Source organism: Streptomyces sp. NPDC004609 (genome assembly GCF_042873655.1).
Classification (GTDB): Bacteria; Actinomycetota; Actinomycetes; order Streptomycetales; family Streptomycetaceae; genus Streptomyces.
Genome location: NZ_JBIALS010000009.1, coordinates 79298 through 99665, shown reverse-complemented (window position 1 = coordinate 99665; position 20368 = coordinate 79298). Strand labels below are relative to the sequence as shown.

The window sequence follows — 20368 nt, the reverse complement described above, 5'->3', positions numbered from 1 at the left end:
CGCAGCAGAACAGCTCAGCCGGGTGGTCCGGCGGGACGACGGAGAGGTGAGACTCGGTGAAGGGCACTGTGGGCGAGTTGGGAGAGTTCGGTCTCATCAGAGAACTCACCTCCCGGCTCACCTCCACTCCCGCGGTCCGGCTCGGACCCGGGGACGACGCGGCGGTCGTCGCCGCACCCGATCGCAGGGTCGTGGCGAGTACGGACGTCCTGCTGGAGGGCCGGCACTTCCGCCGTGACTGGTCGACTGCCTACGACGTGGGCCGCAAGGCCGCCGCGCAGAATCTGGCCGATATCGCGGCCATGGGCGCGGTCCCCACCTCGCTCCTCCTCGGGCTCGTCGTCCCGGCCGAACTGCCGGTCACCTGGGCCACCGAGCTGATGGACGGCATCCGGGACGAGTGCCAGGTCGCGGGAGCGGCCGTCGTCGGCGGCGATGTCGTACGGGGCGATGTGATCACCCTCGCGATCACGGCGCTCGGCGATCTGCGCGGTCGGGAACCCGTCACCCGGGCCGGGGCGAGCCCCGGTGACGTCGTCGCCTACACCGGCTGGCTGGGCTGGTCGGCGGCCGGGCACGCGGTCCTGTCCCGGGGCTTCCGCTCGCCGCGCGCCTTCGTGGAGGCGCACCGGCGGCCCGAGCCGCCGTACCACGCGGGGCCCGCCGCGGCCGGGCTCGGCGCGACGGCCATGTGCGACATCAGCGACGGGCTCATCGCCGACCTCGGGCACATCGCGGAGGCCAGCCGGGTCCGTATCGATCTGCGGTCGGGCGCCATCGACATCCCCGGCCAGATGCACGACATCGGCCAGGCCGTCGGAGTCGACCCCCTCCAGTGGGTGCTGACCGGGGGAGAGGACCACGCGATCGTGGCGGTCTTCCCCGCCGATGTGAAGCTGCCCGCCCGCTGGAAGGTCATCGGCGAGGTCCTCAGCCCGTCCTCGCTGCCGCAGGTGACCGTCGACGGTCTGCCCTGGCACAGCAAGGGCGGCTGGGACCACTTCGGCTCCCCGGAGGGATCGTGACCCCGCCGCTGGTGCTGACCGTCGCCGGGTCCGACTCCGGCGGCGGCGCGGGCATCCAGGCCGATCTGAAGACGATGCTCGCCCTCGGCACCCACGGCATGAGCGTCATCGCGGCAGTCACCGCGCAGAACTCACGGGGCGTCCAGGGGTACTGGGAACTGCCCGTGGAGGCGGTGCGCGCCCAGTACCGCAGTGTCGTCGACGACATCGGCGTCCAGGCCGTGAAGACCGGCATGCTGGCGTCCGCGCAGCTCGTGGAGTGTGTCGCCGGGCTGCTGGCCGCCACGGACGTGCCCGTCGTCGTCGATCCGGTCGGGGTCTCCAAGCACGGGGACTCCCTGCTCGCGAAGTCCGCCCTCGACTCCGTACGCCACCGGCTGCTGCCCGTCGCGACCGTGGCCACCCCCAACCTGGACGAGGTGGCCCAGCTGACGGGTGTGGAGGTCACCGGCGAGAGCGGGATGCGCCGGGCCGCCGACGCCGTCCTCGGCCTCGGACCCCGCTGGGCGCTGATCAAGGGCGGGCATCTCGCGGGCGACGCGGTGGATCTGCTCACCGACGGCACCGCGGAACACTGGCTGCGCGCCCCCCGGCACGACAACCGGCACACCCACGGCACCGGGTGCACCCTCGCCTCGGCGATCGCGGCGGGGCTGGCGAAGGGGCTCGGCGTCCCGGAGGCCGTGTACGAGGCCAAGGAGTATGTGACCGGGGCGATCGCCGCCGGGTTCGCGCTGGGGGAGGGGATCGGGCCGGTGGACCACGGGTGGCGCCTGCGGCGCTGACGCCGCCGGGACACCGGGGGCCGGTCGGTGAGGACCTGGCGTCCACGGCGGGGGCGCGGTCCGGGGCGCCCGCGGTGGCGGGGTCCGGATTGCCCCGGGGTGCCCGCGGCCGGTCAGAAGGGCCTCGGGGCCGGGGCGCGGCGGGTGCTCGGGCGACGCGGCGCGGGCGGGGGCTCAGGGCGGCCGGCGGGCGGGTGGGTCCGGCGGTCGTGCGCGTACGGCAAAAAGCCGGCCCACCGCGAAGGTGGACCGGCTTTCAAGGCAACCGCAGAGGCTGCGCTACGACGTGGGTCGTGGATTAGCGCGAGACCTTGCCGGCCTTGATGCACGAGGTGCAGACGTTGAGCCGCTTCGGCGTCCGACCGACCACTGCACGCACGCGCTGGATGTTCGGGTTCCAGCGACGGGACGTACGGCGGTGCGAGTGCGAAATGTTGTTGCCGAAGCCCGGCCCCTTGCCGCAGACGTCGCAGTTGGCAGCCACGGGTCACTCCAAAGACTTCAGATGCACTTACAGTGAAATCCGGCGTGCCGGAAATCAGTAACTGATCAGTGGCTTTGCCGGGGGAATGGCCTGACTCTCATCAGGCAACCGGAGCAGCATACAACGACTGCGTCCGTACAACGAAACTACCATGGCCGCTCCCGCCCCCTGTCCGCTCCCGGCCGCCGGGCGGGGTCTACCCTGCGGTGCGACCCCCCGCCCACGGCCGTCGACCACGGCCATGCCCGGCTGTCCGAGGAGGATCACCAGGTGCCGCAGAATCTCGACGCCGCAGCGGTACGCACCTGGTGCTCCCGGGCGCTGGAGGCGCTCGGGAGGGAGCGCGAGGAGATCGACGCGATCAACGTCTATCCCGTGGCGGACGGGGACACCGGCACCAATCTGTATCTGACGGTCGAGTCCGCCGCGACGGCCGTGGAGGCGGTCTTCGCCGCACACGAGCCCGATATGCCCGACGGGTCCGGCGGGGCCGGGGGCGGGGTGCCCGAGGTGTCCGTCGTGGTGCGCTCCATGGCCCACGGGGCGCTCCTCGGCGCGCGCGGGAACTCCGGCACCATCCTGGCGCAGCTCCTGCGGGGCATGGCCGAGCGCGTGGGGGACGGCGACCATCTCGCGGGCGCCCTGCGGCGGGCCGCCGAACTCGCCCGTGAGGCCGTCGCCCACCCCGTCGAGGGCACCATCCTCACCGTCGCCTCGGCGGCGGCGGACGCGGCCGAGGCGACGCCCGACGATGCCGCGAGGGCCGCGTACGAGGGGGCCAGGACCGCTCTCGACGCGACCCCCGGGCAACTCGCCGTCCTCGGCCGCGCAGGCGTGGTGGACGCGGGCGGGCGGGGGCTGCTCGCGGTGCTGGGGGCACTGGTGGAGGCCGTCACGGGCGAGGCGCCGCCGCCGCCCCCGGCCCGGGTCGCGCTCCCCGTACCGAGTGCCGCGGAACCCTGCGCGGACGGCGGTCCGGCCTTCGAGGTGATCTACCTCCTGGAGGCGGAGGACGCCGCCGTGGCCCGGCTGCGGGCCCGGCTGGACGCACTCGGCGACTCCCTCGTCGTCGTCGGGGGCGACGGCCTGTGGAACGTCCACGTCCATGTCGACGACGCGGGCGCCGCGGTGGAGGCGGGCGTCGAGGCGGGGCGCCCGCACCGGATCCGTATCACGCACTTCGGCGGCGCGGCCGTGCCCGTACGGGAGCAGGTGCAGCGGGCGGTCGTCGTGGTCGTCCCCGGCGAGGGCATCGCGGCCCTGTGCGCCGAGGCGGGCGCCACGACCGTGCTCGCCCGCCCCGGCGAACCGCCCGCCAGCGGTGAACTCGTCGACGCCATCCGCCGCGCCCACGCCCGTGAGGTCGTCCTCCTGCCGAACTCCGCCGAACTGCGCCACCCGGCGGCCGCGGCGGCGGAGCAGGCCCGTACCGAGGGTGTCCGTGTCGCGCTCATCCCCACCCGCGCCACCGTCCAGGGCATCGCCGCCCTCGCCGTCCACGAGCCCGCCCGCCGCTTCGACGAGGACGTCGTCGCGATGACCGCCGCCGCGGGCGCGACCCGCTACGCCGAACTCGCCGTCGCCGAGCACCGGTCCTGGACCTCGGCCGGCGTCTGCCAGGCCGGCGACATCCTCGGCCTGATCGACGGCGACGTCGCCGTCATCGGCACCGACCTGACGGCCACCGCCACCGCCGTGCTCGACCGCATGCTCGCCGCCGGCGGCGAACTCGTCACCCTGATCCTGTCCGCCGACACCCCCGACGGCCCCTCGGTCGCCGCCCACCTCGAACGCCACGTCCGCGACACCTACCTGGCCGTCGACACGACCCTCTACCACTCGGGCCACAGCGCGACCCCTCTCCTGATCGGCGTCGAGTAGCGCCCACCCGAAGGGGGCCGTGGGTGTCGAAAGGGAGAACGCGCGGAGGCCGCGAGGAACGAGCGGTCGGGCACGATCGACCGTCGACACACACTGAAGGCCCCCGGATTGAGCCGGACAGGGCAGAACAGAGCCGGACGGAGTCCGGGGGAGAACGAACCACAGAACCGCCCCGAGCCCCTCCGCGCGGTTTCGGCCCGTACGGCGTTCGGGGGTGGGGGAGCGGGGAGCGGGGCGGAGTGCCGCATGGCGGGCGACTTCCGGGGCGCCGTCCACAGCTGACCCCACATGTCACACCCGTGGTGTGCAATGGGACCGTGCCCCAGCTCGATGAACCGCTGAAGAAGACCCTCGGCCCCGCCACCGCCAAGGTGCTCGGCGAGCAGCTCGACCTGCACACCGTCGGCGATCTGCTGCACCACTACCCGCGCCGGTACGAGGAGCGCGGCCAGCTCACCCGGCTGTCCGAGCTGCCCCTCGACGAGGACGTGACCGTCGTCGCGCAGGTCGCCGACGCCCGTGTGCACACCTTCAACGGCGGTCGCGGCAAACGGCTGGAGATCACGATCACGGACGGCAGCGGCCGTCTCCAGCTCGTGTTCTTCGGACGGGGGGTCCACAAGCCGCACCAGGAGCTGCTGCCCGGCAGCCGCGCGATGTTCGCGGGCAAGGTCTCGGTGTTCAACCGCAGGCTCCAGCTCGCCCACCCCACGTACGCCAAGCTGGGCGCGGACGAGACCGGGGATCCGGACTCCGCCGGGAGCGCCGTCGAGTCCTGGGCGGGCGCGCTCATCCCGATCTATCCGGCGTGCAAGGGCATGGAGTCCTGGAAGATCGCCAAGGCCGTCGACGCGGTGCTGCCGCGCGCCCGGGACGCCGTCGACCCGCTGCCGCCGTCCCTGCGGGAGGGCAGGGGATTCGTCTCCCTGCCCGAGGCGCTGCTCAAGGTCCACCGGCCCCACACCAAGGCGGACATCGAGGACGCCCGAGCGCGCCTGAAGTGGGACGAGGCGTTCGTCCTCCAAGTCGCCCTGGCCCGCCGTCGCTTCGCGGACACCCAGCTGCCCGCCGTGGGCCGCAGGCCGGTTCCGGGCGGTCTGCTCGACGCGTTCGACGCGAAGCTGCCGTTCACCCTCACCGAGGGCCAGGACAGGGTCACCCGGGAGATCTTCGGCGATCTGGCGACCGAGCACCCGATGCACCGGCTGCTCCAGGGCGAGGTCGGCTCCGGCAAGACGATGGTCGCGCTGCGCGCGATGCTCACCGTCGTGGACGCGGGCGGCCAAGCGGCGATGCTCGCGCCCACCGAGGTCCTCGCCCAGCAGCACCACCGTTCCGTCGTGGAGATGATGGGCGAGCTGGCCGAGGGCGGCATGCTCGGCGCGGCCGAGCGCGCCACGAAGGTGGTGCTGCTGACGGGCTCGATGGGCGCCGCCGCCCGCCGGCAGGCCCTGCTGGACCTGGTGACCGGCGAGGCCGGAATCGTCATCGGCACGCACGCGCTGATCGAGGACAAGGTCCAGTTCCACGACCTGGGCCTGGTCGTCGTCGACGAACAGCACCGCTTCGGTGTCGAACAGCGCGACGCCCTGCGGGCCAAGGGGGACTCCCGGGGCGAGCGCCGGACACCCCATCTGCTGGTCATGACCGCCACCCCCATCCCGCGCACCGTGGCGATGACCGTGTTCGGCGATCTGGAGACCTCCGTCCTCGACCAGCTCCCCGCCGGCCGCTCCCCGATCGCCAGCCATGTCGTCCCCGCCCAGGACAAGCCGCACTTCCTGGCCCGCGCCTGGGAGCGGGTGCGCGAGGAGGTCGGCAAGGGCCATCAGGCGTACGTGGTGTGCCCCCGCATCGGCGACGAGGAGGACCGTGCCAAGAAGAAGTCCGCCGAGGACGAGGCCGAGAAGCGGCCCCCGCTCGCCGTGCTCGACATCGCCGAGGAGCTGGGGCGCGGCCCGCTCGCCGGTCTCCGCCTCGCGGTACTGCACGGCCGGATGCCGCCCGACGACAAGGACGACACCATGCGCCGCTTCGCCGCGGGCGAGGTGGACGTCCTGGTGGCCACCACCGTCATCGAGGTCGGGGTCAACGTCCCGAACGCCACCGCCATGGTGATCATGGACGCCGACCGGTTCGGCGTCTCCCAGCTGCACCAGCTGCGCGGCCGGGTCGGCCGCGGATCCGCCCCCGGGCTGTGCCTGCTGGTCACCGAGATGCCGCAGGCGACGCCCGCCCGCGCCCGGCTCGGCGCGGTCGCCGCCACGCTCGACGGCTTCGAGCTGTCCCGTATCGACCTCGAACAGCGCCGTGAGGGCGATGTGCTCGGCCAGGCCCAGTCCGGGGTCCGCTCGTCGCTGCGGATGCTCTCCGTCATCGACGACGAGGAGGTCATCGTGGCGGCCCGCGAGGAGGCCGCGGCCGTCGTGGGCGGCGACCCCGGGCTGGAGGGGCTTCCCGGGCTGCGCACCGCGCTGGACGCCCTGCTGGACAAGGAGCGCGAGCGGTATCTCGACAAGGGCTGAGAGACTGATCGCGAAGACATCGAGGAACAGCGTCGTAAGGACTGAGATGACCCGCGTGATCGCCGGTACGGCCGGTGGCCGCCGTCTCGCCGTACCGCCCGGCACCGGCACCCGCCCCACGTCCGACCGGGCGCGCGAGGGGCTCTTCTCCAGCTGGGAGTCCCTGCTCGGCACCCTCGAAGGCACCAGGGTCGCCGATCTCTACGCGGGCTCCGGCGCGGTGGGCCTGGAGGCGCTGTCCCGCGGGGCCGCCCACGCCCTGCTGGTCGAGGCCGACTCCCGCGCCGCCAGGACCGTCCGGGAGAACGTGCGGGCGCTGGGGCTGCCCGGCGCCGAGGTCCGTACCGGCAAGGCGGAGCAGATCATCGCGGGCCCGCCCCCCGCCGACCCTTTCGATGTGGTTTTTCTGGATCCGCCGTACTCCGTCACAGACGTCGATCTTCGGGAGATTCTGCTCACACTCCGCACTCAGGGCTGGCTAGCGGCCGATGCGCTCGCCACCGTGGAGCGCAGCACCAGAGGCGGCACCTTCGACTGGCCACCGGGTTTCAGGCCACTGCGGTCCCGTCGCTACGGCGAGGGAACGCTGTGGCACGGCCGCGCCGCCTCCGGCTGCGACCAGGCATCTCAGTGCGAAGACGCCCCATGACCGGGCCGGAGAGCGAGGGACTTCCAGTGCGCCGCGCAGTCTGTCCGGGGTCGTTCGACCCCATCACCAACGGACACCTCGACATCATCGCCCGCGCCTCCAAGCTGTACGACGTCGTACATGTCGCGGTGATGATCAACAAGTCCAAGAAGGGCCTGTTCACGGTGGAGGAGCGGATGGAGATGATCCGCGATGTGACCAGTGACTACGGAAACGTTTTGGTGGAGTCCCACCACGGTCTGCTCGTCGACTTCTGCAAAACGCGGGACATCCCCGCCATCGTCAAGGGACTGCGGGCCGTCAGCGACTTCGACTACGAGCTCCAGATGGCCCAGATGAACAACGGCCTCTCCGGGGTCGAGACCCTCTTCGTCCCGACGAACCCCACCTACAGCTTCCTCTCCTCCAGCCTGGTCAAGGAGGTCGCCGCCTGGGGCGGTGACGTCTCCCATCTGCTGCCCCCGGCCGTGCACGAGGCCCTGGTACGCCGGCTCGCCGAGCAGTGACGCCGAAGGGCCGCCGCCGATCGCGCTGACGGAACGTCAACCGGTGCCGGAAGGCGCTGACTGGCCGTACAGTCGTCCGGCACAGACCTTTCAGCGCAGAGAGTGGCGAACCACGGTGGACGTGCAGAAGAAGCTCGATGAGATCGTCGAGGCGATCGGCAGCGCCCGGTCCATGCCCATGTCGGCGTCCTGCGTGGTCAACCGCGCCGAACTGCTCGCGATGCTCGAAGAGGTGCGCGCGGCGCTGCCCGGTTCGCTGGCCCAGGCCCAGGAGCTGCTCGGCGGCCGGGAGCAGATGGTCGCCCAGGCCCGCCAGGAGGCCGGGCGGATCATCGAGAGCGCCCACGCCGAGCGCGGCTCCCTGATCGCGGACACCCAGGTCGCCCGGCAGTCCCAGGACGAGGCCGACCGCATCCTCGCCGACGCGCGCCGGGAGGCCGAGGAGATCCGCGCCGAGGCCGACGACTACGTCGACTCCAAGCTCGCCAACTTCGAGGTCGTCCTCACCAAGACCATCGGCTCCGTCGACCGCGGCCGGGAGAAGCTCCTCGGCCGCGGCCCCGGCCTCGACGCCCAGGGGTACCCCGACCAGGACGCCCCCGAGCACAGCTCGGACCCGCGCACCCTCATCGGTCGCGCCGACGAGTACGTGGACGCCAAGCTCGGCGCCTTCGAGGCGGTGCTGAGCAAGACCCTGGAAGCCGTCGGGCGCGGCCGGCAGAAGCTGCACGGCCGCACCGCCGGTGACGCGCTCGGCGAGCACATGGCCGCCCAGGACGCGGCGGCCTCCGGCCTGCACACGACCAGCGACGCGGACTATCTCGCCGGCCTGGCGGAGCTGACCGAGCCCGCCCCCCGGACCGCCCGGGAGCCCGTGCCGGGGGCCCAGGTCCCCCAGCAGCCGCACTACGAGCCGCAGCCCCAGATCCCTGCGCAGCAGGACCCGTACGCCTACCAGCAGGCGTACGCCGGATACCAGCAGGACCCGTACGCGGGGTACCAGCAGCCGGGACAGCAGGGCTACGACCAGCCAGGTCAGCAGAGCTACGACCAGCACGACCAGCAGGGGCAGCCGGGCCAGGAAGGGCAGCCGGACCAGCAGGGTTACGAGCAGCAGCAGTACGCCCCGCAGGACCCGTACGCCTATCAGCAGCTCCCCGAGCAGCAGTCCCACCACGGGGCGCACGAGCCCCAGCACGTACCCTCCCCGCACCAGCAGCTCCCGCAGCCCCCACAGGCCCCGCCGCAGCCCCAGCCGGCGGCCGCCGCCCTCGACGAGACCAGCCTCTTCGACACCAGCATGATCGACATGGAGCAGCTGCGGCGCTATGAACAGGGGCACTGAGACGGCATGAACAGGGGCACTGGGACGGCCGCCGCCCGGGCCGGATTGGGCCTATAGCGCCCGGTCCAGTACCCTGGTTCTTCGGTCGCGCACAGCTTCGCGATCTCGGCTGCGCGTTTCCCCGTCGCAAGGGCGGCAGCCCCTCCCCGGCACGTCACCGCGATGCGTCGGCACGATCCGAAAGCAGGAAGAGCCCTGAACGCCCGCCTCGACCACCGCAACCCCCTCGTGTTCGACACGCACGAGCTGGGCCGGCGTCCCGGCGCGCTCCAGCGGCTGTCCCGCTCGGTGCCCGCGCCGAAGGAGCTCGGCGTGGCGGGGGTCGTCGGCGTGCCGGAAGGCACGACCGTGGAGCTCGACCTCCGCCTGGAGTCGGTCATGGAAGGGGTGCTCGTCACAGGCACCGCCCGTGCGTCGGCCGAGGGGGAGTGCGTAAGGTGTCTGGAGCCGCTGCGCCTTGATGTCGCCGCGGACTTCCAGGAGATGTTCACGTACCCCGACGCCGATGACCGGGGCCGCGGCCGTGCCGCGGAGCCCGGCGACGACGCCGAGGGCGAGGACATCCTCAGTCTCGAGGACGGCCTGTTCGACCTCGAACCCGTGCTGCGTGACGCGGTGGTGCTCGCACTGCCGATGCAGCCGGTGTGCCGGGAGGACTGTGCCGGTCTCTGCGCTGAGTGCGGAATCCGGCTCGACGACGACCCGGGGCACCATCACGACGCCGTCGACATCCGTTGGGCGGCACTGCAAGGACTCGCCGAAACCATCAAGGACGGCGAGAAGGACAACATGGGCGGCGCCGATGCGGGCGTCGACGAGAAGCAGGAGAAGTAGCCGTGGCTGTTCCGAAGCGGAAGATGTCGCGCAGCAACACGCGCCACCGCCGGTCGCAGTGGAAGGCTGCGGTCCCCACCCTGGTTTCGTGTGAGCGTTGCCAGGAGCCGAAGCTGCAGCACATCGCGTGCCCCAGCTGTGGCACCTACAACAAGCGCCAGGTCCTCGAGGTCTGAGCGGCTGGTGAGAGGCCCGATGTCTGAGCTGTCCCATGCCGGCAAGAAGCAGGCAGACACGAACAACGCAGCCTCGTCCCACACGCTTCTGGAAGGGCGGCTCGGCTATCACGTCGAGTCCGCCCTTCTGGTGCGTGCGCTGACCCACCGTTCGTACGCGTACGAGAACGGCGGTCTGCCCACCAACGAGCGACTGGAGTTCCTCGGTGACTCCGTCCTCGGTCTGGTGGTCACCGACACGCTCTATCGGACCCACCCCGACCTGCCGGAGGGCCAGCTGGCCAAACTGCGGGCCGCGGTGGTCAATTCGCGTGCGCTGGCGGAGGTCGGCCGCGGGCTGGAACTCGGCCTCTTCATCCGGCTCGGCCGGGGCGAAGAGGGCACGGGCGGCCGGGACAAGGCGTCCATCCTCGCCGACACCCTCGAAGCGGTGATCGGCGCGGTCTATCTCGACCAGGGTCTCGACGCGGCGTCCGAGCTGGTCCACCGGCTCTTCGACCCGCTGATCGAGAAGTCGTCGAACCTCGGTGCGGGCCTGGACTGGAAGACCAGCCTCCAGGAGCTGACCGCGGCCGAGGGGCTCGGAGTGCCGGAGTACCTCGTCACCGAGACGGGGCCCGACCACGAGAAGACCTTCACTGCTGCCGCCCGCGTCGGTGGTGTCTCGTACGGCACCGGCACCGGCCGCAGCAAGAAGGAAGCGGAACAGCAGGCGGCGGAGACCGCGTGGCGGGAGATCCGTGCCGCCGCCGACGCGCGCGCCGCTGCCGAGAAGGCGGCGGAGTCGCAGGCGGCCGGTGCCGCGGAGGAAGCGGCGCGGCCCGAAGGGGCCGGGACCGACGGTGCCGCGGACAGCTCCGGGGCACCGGGGACCGCCGAGCCCTCGGGGCAGCCCGGGACGGACGGCTCCACGGGGCCGGTTCCCGGAAAGCCGGGCCTGCCGGAGGCCGCCACCGGGGCGGCTTCCCCGGAGGCGGACACCGAGCCGGTGCGTCCGGCCGGGGCGGGTGCTTCCGCGCCGGAGTCGCCCCCGGCGGATTCCACCGCACCGGATTCCACCGCACCGGGCTCCACCGAGGCCGACTCCTCCGGGGTCGGCTCCGCCGGCAGGGCCGACCGGGCCACGGCCTGAATCCGCCCTTCCGCGCCTGTTCGCCCGAGGTCCCGCGCTCCCCACGGGGAGCGCGGGACCTCGGCGTTTTCCGGCCGTCGGGGAGAGGTACGCTGCCGACACCACCGTGAGCGTCACCCGAAGGAGCCCCGTGCCCGAGCTGCCCGAGGTCGAGGTCGTACGCCGTGGACTCCAGCGCTGGGTCAGCGGGCGCACGATCACCGAGGTGCAGGTGCTGCACCCGCGAGCCGTCCGCCGTCATATCGCCGGAGCGGAGGACTTCGCGGCCAGACTCCTCGGAAACCGGGTCGGGGACGCGCACCGCAGGGGCAAGTATCTGTGGCTGCCGCTCGGCTCCACGGACAGTTCGGTCCTCGGCCATCTGGGCATGAGCGGGCAACTGCTCGTCCAGCCCGAGGACGCGGGGGACGAGAAGCATCTGCGCGTCCGGGTGCGCTTCGACGACACCCTCGGCACCGAGCTGCGCTTCGTGGACCAGCGCACCTTCGGAGGACTGTCGCTGCACGACAACACCCCCGACGGGCTGCCCGACGCCATCGCCCATATCGCCCGGGATCCGCTCGACCCGGCCTTCGACGACGACGCCTTCCACACCGCGCTGCGGCTGCGGCGTACGACGGTCAAGCGGGCGCTGCTGGACCAGTCCCTGATCAGCGGGGTCGGCAACATCTACGCCGACGAGGCCCTCTGGCGTGCGAAGCTCCACTACGAGCGCCCCACGGCAGGCATCACCCGCCCCCGGGCGGCCGAGCTGCTCGGCCATGTACGGGACGTCATGAACGCGGCCCTCGTCGCCGGCGGCACCAGCTTCGACAGCCTGTATGTGAACGTGAACGGCGAATCGGGATACTTCGACCGCTCACTGGACGCCTACGGCCAGGAGGACCGGCCCTGCGCCCGGTGCGGCACACTCATCCGCCGGCGTCCCTGGATGAATCGCTCCAGCTACTTCTGCCCGCGCTGCCAGCGTCCACCGCGCCCCTGAACACGTACGCGCCCGGATACCGGAGGGCCGGGGCGCTCACCGGTCATGCGCGCTCGGGCACGCGCCAGGGCCGAGGCGGGCCGCTGTCGACCGCGTCGTGGGGGCCGCGTCTTGGGCGGCCTGACGGCGAGCGGTGAGACGGCAAAGGCACTGCCCCTGACTTAGATCAGGGCTCTGACCTGGGGGATTCTCAGAAGCCGAAGTTCTGGGTCCACCACGGGCCGCCGCTGCCCAGATGGACGCCGACGCCGAGCGTCTTGTAGTCGCAGTTGAGGATGTTCGCGCGGTGACCCTCGCTGTTCATCCAGGAGTTCATCACCGCCGCCGCGTCCGCCTGGCCCCGGGCGATGTTCTCGCCGCCCAGGTTCTTCACGCCCGCCCGCTTGGCGCGGTCCCAGGGGGTCCTTCCGTCGGGGTCGGTGTGGTCGAAAAAGCCCCGGTCGGCCATGTCGGCGCTGAAGTCGCCCGCCAGCCGGGCCAGAGCGGCGTCGTACCGGACCGGGCTGCACCCGGCCTTGGCGCGCTCCTCGTTCACCAGCGCCAGCACCTCGGCCTCCATCCTCTGCTCGGAGGAGGAGGGGGAGAGGGCGTTCCGCTGCACGGGGGGCGCGGAGGAGGGTGCCGTGGAGCGCGGCGCGCCCGACGGCTTCTCCACCTTCTCCGGTGTCCTCGAAGCCGTCTTCTCCGGAGTCTTCGTCTCGGCCGGGGGCTTCGTCGACGGCTTGGCCGTCCTCGGGGACGGGGAGGTCGACGGCGAGTGCGGTGCGGTGGGTGTCGCGGGTGAGGCGCCGGTCGCCGACTCGGCGCCCGCCTCGCCCTGGGTCTGGAGCTTTGCGGGGCCGTCCGTGTACAGAGGGCCGCTGGGGGAGCTCTCGCCGCCCACGGTGAAGGTGTCGCCGCCCGGCAGCAGGCCGGACGCAACGGCAACGGCGCCCACCGCCATGGCCGCGGAGGCGCCGAGCAACCCAGTGCGTACGGGTCGGCCCGCACGCTTAACGGTGCGTCGATGGCGTCCCATTGCTGTGCCTTTCTCGTCCTCGACGGGCTGTACCTTTCCCTGGCCCGGCCGGACGAACCGGCCTATTGCCATCCCGCTACGCCGAACGGGTGACGGCCATTGCGTCCGGACTGTACGCCATGGCGTGAGTGGGGGAAGCGCTTCACGGGCAATCCGGCGACTAGCGTGCAGCCATGAACGATGCCGCACGTCTCACCGCCTGGGTAAGGGGTCGAGTACAGGGAGTGGGTTTCCGCTGGTTTACCAGGGCAAACGCACTGGAGATCGGTGAGCTCACGGGATTCGCCAGCAATCTCGACGACGGCAGGGTGCAGGTCGTCGCCGAGGGCCCGCGTGAGAATTGCCACCGTTTGCTGGAGTGGCTTCGCTCCGACGACACACCCGGGCGTGTGGACGGAGTCACTGAGATCTGGGACACCCCCCGCGGGGGTTACGACGGCTTCGTGATCCGTTGACGGGGACCCCCTCGCGGGGCCTCGCGGACGGACTCCGGGGAGGGCCCCGGGGGGCCGTCCGGAAGAGAAACGACCTGGTGGTTGCCAAGAACGGCGACGCGTGCGAGGCTGCGCGAACAAGGACGATCTCCACGCCCCACGGGCCCCGGAGCGAAGGCCCTGCCGCAGGGTTCGCGGCAGTGTGCCCCCCGGCTCGCCCCCTTGAGCGGGGTGTGATCGTGTTGACCGTCAAACTTTTTGGTGAGACTCTGGAAGCCCCGCGCACCTTAGCTGTTTGGCAGTAAGAACCGCAGAAACATCAGCAGTATCAGGCACTGTCGAGCACCGCGGGTGCGAATCCCTCACGACCCACACCGCATCGGTCGGTCACTCAGTGTGGAGGACCATCCATCATGGCAAAGGCGCTTCTCGGTTACGTCGGCGGTTCCGACCCGCGACTCCTCGCCGAGATGCGACGGCTTCAGCAGCGCGTCCAGGATCTCGAATCCGAGCTTGTACGGATTCAGTCCGAGAATGACGCGCTGAACGCTGCCGTCGCTCAGCACCCTGGAGAGTCGCTGCTTGACGGCATCGACATCGACGTACCCCAGGCGGAGCCCGCGCTCACCTGAGCCGGAGATCCGCTGGAGATCCATCGCGCAAAGATATGCAAGGGACGCCTCGGCGTCCCTTCTTTCTTTCCCGGGCTTTCTTTCCCGGGCGGGCCCGGGTCCGTACAGTCCTTTGCCTACCGTCTGTGTGCCCTGCACCTTCAACGGTGAAACCGCAAGTGAACCACCGGTCTCCTCCGGGTGTTCCGGGCTGTCCGAGCGACGCGAAAGGTAGAGTCCGGCTGCGTGCACCTCAAGGCCATGACCCTGCGTGGGTTCAAATCCTTCGCCTCCGCGACGACGCTGCGGTTCGAGCCGGGCATCACCTGTGTCGTGGGCCCGAACGGCTCCGGCAAGTCCAATGTCGTGGACGCGCTCTCCTGGGTCATGGGCGAGCAGGGAGCCAAGTCGCTGCGCGGCGGCAAGATGGAGGACGTCATCTTCGCCGGGACGACCGGGCGGCCACCGCTCGGCCGCGCCGAGGTCTCCCTCACCATCGACAACTCCGACGGCGCGCTCCCCATCGACTACGCCGAGGTCACCATCACGCGGATCATGTTCCGCAACGGCGGCAGCGAGTACCAGATCAACGGTGACACCTGCCGGCTCCTCGACATCCAGGAGCTGCTGTCCGACTCCGGCATCGGCCGCGAGATGCACGTCATCGTGGGACAGGGCCGGCTGGACTCCGTGCTCCACGCCGATCCCCTGGGCCGGCGGGCCTTCATCGAGGAGGCGGCGGGCGTCCTCAAGCACCGCAAGCGCAAGGAGAAGGCGCTGCGGAAGCTGGACGCCATGCAGGCCAATCTCTCCCGGGTCCAGGACCTGACCGATGAACTCCGGCGCCAGCTCAAACCGCTCGGACGCCAGGCCGCCGTCGCCCGCCGGGCCGCGGTCATCCAGGCCGATCTGCGCGACTCCCGGCTGCGGCTGCTCGCCGACGATCTCGTACGCCTGCGACAGGCGCTGAACACCGAGATCGCCGACGAGGCCGCGCTGAAGGAGCGCAAGGAGTCCGCCGAGGCGGAACTGAAGGCGGCGCTCACCCGCGAGGCGGACCTGGAGGACGAGGTACGCCGGCTCACGCCGAGGCTCCAGCGGGCCCAGCAGAGCTGGCACGAACTCTCCCGGCTCGCCGAGCGGGTACGCGGCACCGTCTCCCTCGCCGACGCCCGGGTGAAGAGCGCCACCGCACAGCCCCCGGACGAGCGGCGGGGCCGTGAACCGGAGGACATGGAGCGCGAGGCCGCGAGGATCCGGGAGCAGGAGGCGGAGCTGGAGGCCGCGCTGGAGGCCGCCGAGCGCGCCCTGGAGGACACCGTCGCCCACCGCGCCGAGCTGGAGCGCGAGCTGGCCGTCGAGGAACGCCGCCTCAAGGACGTCGCCCGCGCCATCGCCGACCGCCGTGAAGGGCTCGCCCGCCTCGGCGGACAGGTCAACGCCGCCCGTGGCCGGGCCGCTTCGGCCCAGGCCGAGATCGACCGGCTGGCCGCGGCACGCGACGAGGCCCGGGAGCGGGCCGTCGCCGCGCGGGAGGAGTACGAGCAGCTCCGGGCCGAGGTCGACGGCCTCGACGCCGGGGACACCGAACTGGGCGAGCGCCACGATGCCGCCAAGCGGGAGCTGGCCGAGGCGGACGCCGCGCTCGGCGAGGCCCGCGAGGCCCTCACCGCCGCAGAGCGTGAGCGCGCCGCCGTCACCGCCCGCCGCGAGGCACTCGCCCTCGGGCTGCGCCGCAAGGACGGTACGGGTGCGCTGCTCGCCGCGAAGGACCGGCTCGGGGGGTTCCTCGGACCGGCGTCCGAACTGCTCACGGTGGCCCCCGGCCAGGAGATCCCGGTCGCCGCGGCTCTCGGCGCCGCCGCCGACGCGGTCGCCGTGTCCGACCCCGCCACGGCCGCCGAGGCACTCCGCCTGCTCCGCAAGTCCGACGCGGGCCGTGCCTCGATACTCCTGGCCGGCACGCCGGAGCCGCCCGGCGTCCGGGAGCCCACCGGCGGGCCCGAGGCCGCCGGCGTACGGGAGCACACCGGCGTCCGGGAGCCCTCGGGAGCGGGGGCCGCACCTGACGGGCACCCGGCGCACGGGGCCGTGACCCACGGGCACCCGGCCCCGGGGCTGGTGGCGGACGGCGCTCACGGTGGGGTGCAGAACCGTTTCGGGCACGGGTACATCCACGCCGCCGGACTGGTGCGCGGCCCCGCGGAACTGATGGCCGCCGTACGGAGGCTGCTGCGGGACATGGTCGTCGTCGGCACGCTGGACGACGCGGAGGAGCTGATCCGCGCGCGCCCGCACCTGACCGCCGTGACCGCGGAAGGCGATGTGCTCGGGGGCCACTTCGCCCAGGGCGGCTCCGCCGGAGCGCCCAGTCTGCTGGAAGTACAGGCATCCGTGGACGAGGCCGCCGCCGAACTGGAGGAGCTGGCCGTCCGGTGCGGGGAACTGGCCGGGGCCCAGCAGCACGCGGCCGGGCGCCGCGCCGAGTGCGCCGCGCTCGTGGAGGAGCTGGGGGAGCGCCGGCGGGCCGCCGACCGCGAGAAGTCCGCCGTGTCCGGCCGGCTCGGACGGCTCTCGGGCCAGGCCCGTGCCGCCGCCGGTGAGGCCGAGCGGACCGACGCGGCCGTCGCCCGGGCGCAGGAGGCCCTGGAACGGGCCCGCGAGGAGGCCGAGGAACTGGCCGAGCGACTGCTGGTCGCCCAGGAGCAGACCCCCGACGGGGAAGGGGCGGAGGATCCCGACACCCAGGTGCGGGACCGGCTCGCCGCCGACGGTGCCAACGCCCGCCAGACCGAGATGGAGGCCCGCCTCCAGGTCCGTACCCACGAGGAGCGGGTGAAGGGGCTCGCGGGGCGGGCCGACGCGCTCGACCGGGGGGCGCGCGCCGAGCGCGAGGCACGGGCGCGCGCTGAGCAGCGGCGCGCCCGGCTGCGCCACGAGGCGGAGGTCGCCACCGCCGTGGCGGCCGGCGGGCGGCAGCTGCTGGCCCATGTCGAGGTCTCCTTGGTACGGGCCGACGCCGAGCGCACCACCGCCGAGGCGGCGAAGGCCGACCGGGAGAAGGACCTCACGGCCGCCCGCCACCGGGGCCGTGACCTCAAGGGCGAACTGGACAAGCTCACCGACTCCGTCCACCGGGGCGAGGTCCTCGGCGCGGAGAAGCGGCTCCGGATCGAGCAGCTGGAGACCAGGGCACTGGAGGAGCTGGGCGTGGAGCCCGCCGGGCTGATCTCGGAGTACGGCCCCGACCAGCCCGTACCGCCGTCGCCGCCCGCCGAGGGCGAGGAGCTGCCGGACGATCCGGCGGACCCCCGCAATCAGCCGCGCCGTTTTGTCCGCGCGGAACAGGAAACACGCCTGAAGTCGGCCGAGCGGGCGTATCAGCAGCTCGGAAAGGTGAACCCGCTGGCTCTGGAGGAGTTCGCGGCGCTGGAGGAGCGCCATCAGTTCCTCTCGGAGCAACTGGAGGACCTGAAGAAGACACGGGCCGATCTGCTTCAGGTGGTGAAGGAGGTGGACGAGCGCGTCGAGCAGGTCTTCACCGACGCGTACCGCGATACGGCCCGCGAGTTCGAGGGCGTCTTCTCCCGGCTCTTCCCGGGCGGCGAGGGCAGACTGATCCTCACCGATCCGGACAACATGCTCACCACGGGCGTGGATGTGGAAGCCCGTCCTCCGGGCAAGAAGGTCAAGCGGCTCTCCCTGCTGTCGGGCGGTGAGCGCTCGCTGACCGCGGTCGCGATGCTGGTGTCGATCTTCAAGGCCAGGCCCAGCCCGTTCTACGTCATGGACGAGGTCGAGGCGGCGCTCGACGACACCAACCTCCAGCGGCTGATCAGGATCATGCAGGAGCTCCAGGAGTCCTCGCAGCTGATCGTGATCACCCACCAGAAGCGGACGATGGAGGTCGCGGACGCGCTGTACGGAGTCTCCATGCAGGGTGACGGTGTCTCCAAGGTGATCAGCCAGCGTCTGCGCTGAACCCGGAGCAGCGCCGTGAACTCCGGATTCCGGGCTCCGGGTTCCGAACTCCCGCGGGCGGGCCGGTCCCGGCGCAGCATCCGGTCGGCGGCCCCGGCCGGCGACCGTCGGTGAACGCGAACACCACTCGGCGGCACCGCGCGGAGGCATCGCGAGGCCCGGAGGCGTAGGCGGCACGGGGCACGGAGAAGGGCACCGTGGGTGCGCGACGGGGGCACGGGGTACGCGCGCCGGGGGCACCCCGGAGGCCGGTGCGCACGGCCCGCCCGTGCTCTGCCCGGGCGCCGGAGATGCGTGCCGTGCAGGCTCCGCCGCCGTGCGTACACCCGGTCGCGCCCGGACACCCCCCGAAGCAGCAGCACAAGTGGTGGGCCAGGGGAAGGTGTGCGGCACTTGAAGGGTTCGCCCCTGCCCGCGGTGGTACGGGGTTCGCTCGCGCCTCGGCGGTACGAGGCGGCCCGTGTCCCCGCCGGTACGGGCGGCCACGTGCCCTCGCGGTGCTGTCGGACGGCCCCAGGAGTACACGTGACCAGCACCGCGAAGCCACCACCCCCACCGGGGGACCCTCCGGCCCATGCCGAACACCTCGGCCATGTCATCTTCATCACGGCGTCCGCCGCGATGGGCGGCTTCCTCTTCGGCTACGACAGCTCGGTCATCAACGGTGCCGTCGAGGCCATCCGCTCCCGCTACGGCATCGGTTCCGGAGAGCTCGCCCAGGTCATCGCCATCGCCCTGATCGGCTGTGCCATCGGCGCCGCCACCGCGGGCCGGATCGCCGACCGCATCGGCCGTATCGCCTGTATGCGGATCGCGTCCGTCCTCTTCACCGCCAGCGCGCTCGGTTCGGCACTGCCGTTCGCCCTCTGGGATCTGGCGATGTGGCGCATCATCGGGGGCTTCGCCATCGGCATGGCGTCGGTGATCGGCCCGGCGTACATCGCCGAGGTCTCCCCGCCGGCCTACCGGGGGCGGCTCGCCTCCTTCCAGCAGGCGGCGATCGTCATCGGTATCGCCGTCTCGCAGCTGGTGAACTTCGGCATCCTCCAGATCGCGAACGGCGACCAGCGCGGGAAGATCGGCGGGCTGGAAGCCTGGCAGTGGATGCTCGGCGTCATGGTCGTGCCGGCGGTGCTGTACGGCGTGCTGTCGTTCGCGATCCCCGAGTCCCCGCGCTTTCTGATCTCCGCGGGGAAGACCCGGCGGGCCAGGGAGGTGCTGGCCGAGGTCGAGGGCGAGCATGTGGACCTCGACGCGCGGGTCGAGGAGATCTACCAGGCGATGCACCGCGAGCACAAGTCGACGTTCAAGGATCTCCTCGGCAGCCGCTTCGGCTTCCTTCCCATCGTCTGGGTCGGCATCGGGCTCTCGATCTTCCAGCAACTCGTCGGCATCAATGTGGTCTTCTACTACTCGTCCACGCTCTGGCAGTCCGTCGGCATCAACCCGACCAGCTCCTTCTTCTACTCCTTCACCTCGTCGATCGTGAACATCATCGGCACCGCGATCGCGATCGTGTTCGTCGACCGGATCGGCCGCAGACCGCTCGCCCTCATCGGCTCGACGGGCATGGCGATCTCCCTGGGCCTGGAGGCGTGGGCGTTCTCCGCGGGACTGGTGGACGGCAAACTGCCCAGCGCTCAGGGAACGGTGGCCCTGGTCGCCGCGCATGTCTTCGTCCTCTTCTTCGCGCTGTCCTGGGGCGTGGTGGTCTGGGTGCTGCTCGGCGAGATGTTCCCCAACAAGATCCGGGCCGCCGCGCTCGGAGTCGCCGCCTCCGCCCAGTGGATCGCCAACTGGGCCATCACCGTGAGCTTTCCGAGCCTCGCGGACTGGAATCTGTCGGGGACGTACATCATCTACACGTGCTTCGCCGTGCTCTCCATCCCGTTCGTGCTGATCTTCGTCAAGGAGACGAAGGGCAAGAAGCTGGAGGAAATGGGGTGAGAGACGCCGGCCCGGCCCGGTGACCAGCCCGCCCGGCAGTCCGGCCGGTC

Annotated in this window: 16 protein-coding genes and 1 pseudogene; 15 read left to right on the top strand and 2 right to left on the bottom strand. The window is 71.9% G+C overall.

Features of this window, described 5'->3' with window-relative positions; genetic code table 11:
* Positions 1-56: 56 nt before the first annotated feature.
* Together ACFYT4_RS12010 and thiD are read left to right on the top strand one after the other, a co-directional pair.
* Entirely contained in the window at positions 57-1025 is a 969-nt protein-coding gene (locus ACFYT4_RS12010) for a thiamine-phosphate kinase (protein ID WP_389267441.1), read from the top strand.
* Positions 1022-1810: a bifunctional hydroxymethylpyrimidine kinase/phosphomethylpyrimidine kinase gene (gene thiD, locus ACFYT4_RS12005; protein WP_389267440.1), complete on the top strand. Its 789-nt coding sequence runs from the start codon at positions 1022-1024 to the stop codon at positions 1808-1810. Before ACFYT4_RS12010 ends, thiD begins: the two co-directional genes overlap by 4 nt.
* 298 nt (positions 1811-2108) lie before the next feature.
* Here thiD and rpmB read toward each other — a convergent pair whose 3' ends face one another.
* Entirely contained in the window at positions 2109-2294 is a 186-nt protein-coding gene (gene rpmB / locus ACFYT4_RS12000) for a 50S ribosomal protein L28 (RefSeq protein ID WP_003957616.1), read from the bottom strand.
* Between the two features lie 270 nt (positions 2295-2564).
* On the opposite strand from rpmB, the gene ACFYT4_RS11995 reads away from it, so the two are divergent.
* The 9 genes and pseudogenes from ACFYT4_RS11995 (at position 2565) to mutM (ending at position 12327) form a co-directional block, all read left to right on the top strand.
* Positions 2565-4175 (top strand): DAK2 domain-containing protein, encoded by a 1611-nt coding sequence (locus ACFYT4_RS11995; protein WP_389267439.1) that lies wholly within the window; start codon positions 2565-2567, stop codon positions 4173-4175.
* Positions 4176-4492: 317 nt separating this feature from the next.
* Positions 4493-6700, top strand: coding sequence for an ATP-dependent DNA helicase RecG (gene recG / locus ACFYT4_RS11990; protein WP_389267438.1), 2208 nt, complete (start codon positions 4493-4495; stop codon positions 6698-6700).
* A 46-nt stretch (positions 6701-6746) separates the two neighbouring features.
* A complete protein-coding gene (rsmD, locus tag ACFYT4_RS11985) occupies positions 6747-7349 on the top strand; it encodes a 16S rRNA (guanine(966)-N(2))-methyltransferase RsmD (RefSeq protein ID WP_389267437.1) in 603 nt (200 codons plus the stop codon).
* A 26-nt stretch (positions 7350-7375) separates the two neighbouring features.
* Positions 7376-7855, top strand: coding sequence for a pantetheine-phosphate adenylyltransferase (gene coaD / locus ACFYT4_RS11980; RefSeq protein ID WP_389267436.1), 480 nt, complete (start codon positions 7376-7378; stop codon positions 7853-7855).
* A gap of 115 nt (positions 7856-7970) precedes the next feature.
* A complete protein-coding gene (locus tag ACFYT4_RS11975) occupies positions 7971-9200 on the top strand; it encodes a cell division initiation protein (protein ID WP_389267435.1) in 1230 nt (409 codons plus the stop codon).
* A 162-nt stretch (positions 9201-9362) separates the two neighbouring features.
* Entirely contained in the window at positions 9363-10034 is a 672-nt protein-coding gene (locus ACFYT4_RS11970; RefSeq protein ID WP_389267434.1) for a YceD family protein, read from the top strand.
* Positions 10035-10036: 2 nt separating this feature from the next.
* Positions 10037-10210, top strand: a complete 174-nt coding sequence (rpmF, locus tag ACFYT4_RS11965) for a 50S ribosomal protein L32 (protein ID WP_003965982.1) — start codon at positions 10037-10039, stop codon at positions 10208-10210.
* Positions 10211-10229: 19 nt separating this feature from the next.
* A pseudogene (gene rnc, locus ACFYT4_RS11960) lies at positions 10230-11057 on the top strand (ribonuclease III); the annotation flags it as partial.
* A 415-nt stretch (positions 11058-11472) separates the two neighbouring features.
* Positions 11473-12327 (top strand): bifunctional DNA-formamidopyrimidine glycosylase/DNA-(apurinic or apyrimidinic site) lyase, encoded by an 855-nt coding sequence (mutM, locus tag ACFYT4_RS11955; protein WP_389267433.1) that lies wholly within the window; start codon positions 11473-11475, stop codon positions 12325-12327.
* Between the two features lie 190 nt (positions 12328-12517).
* Here the strand turns inward: mutM and ACFYT4_RS11950 are convergent, their stop codons facing one another.
* Complete coding sequence (locus tag ACFYT4_RS11950; RefSeq protein WP_389267534.1) at positions 12518-13411, bottom strand: CAP domain-containing protein; 894 nt, start codon at positions 13409-13411, stop codon at positions 12518-12520.
* Positions 13412-13518: 107 nt separating this feature from the next.
* Here ACFYT4_RS11950 and ACFYT4_RS11945 point away from each other — a divergent pair, with 107 nt between their 5' ends.
* The 4 genes from ACFYT4_RS11945 to ACFYT4_RS11930 all read left to right on the top strand — a co-directional run bounded on the left by ACFYT4_RS11945 (position 13519) and on the right by ACFYT4_RS11930 (position 20318).
* Positions 13519-13800 carry an acylphosphatase gene (locus tag ACFYT4_RS11945; RefSeq protein ID WP_389267432.1) on the top strand — a complete coding sequence of 94 codons (282 nt, stop codon included), beginning with the start codon at positions 13519-13521 and terminating at the stop codon, positions 13798-13800.
* 392 nt (positions 13801-14192) lie between these two features.
* Entirely contained in the window at positions 14193-14411 is a 219-nt protein-coding gene (locus ACFYT4_RS11940) for a hypothetical protein (protein WP_215097132.1), read from the top strand.
* A 225-nt stretch (positions 14412-14636) separates the two neighbouring features.
* Positions 14637-18371 (top strand): AAA family ATPase, encoded by a 3735-nt coding sequence (locus ACFYT4_RS11935; protein WP_389267431.1) that lies wholly within the window; start codon positions 14637-14639, stop codon positions 18369-18371.
* A gap of 525 nt (positions 18372-18896) precedes the next feature.
* Positions 18897-20318, top strand: coding sequence for a sugar porter family MFS transporter (locus ACFYT4_RS11930; protein WP_389267430.1), 1422 nt, complete (start codon positions 18897-18899; stop codon positions 20316-20318).
* The last annotated feature ends 50 nt before the right edge of the window (positions 20319-20368 follow it).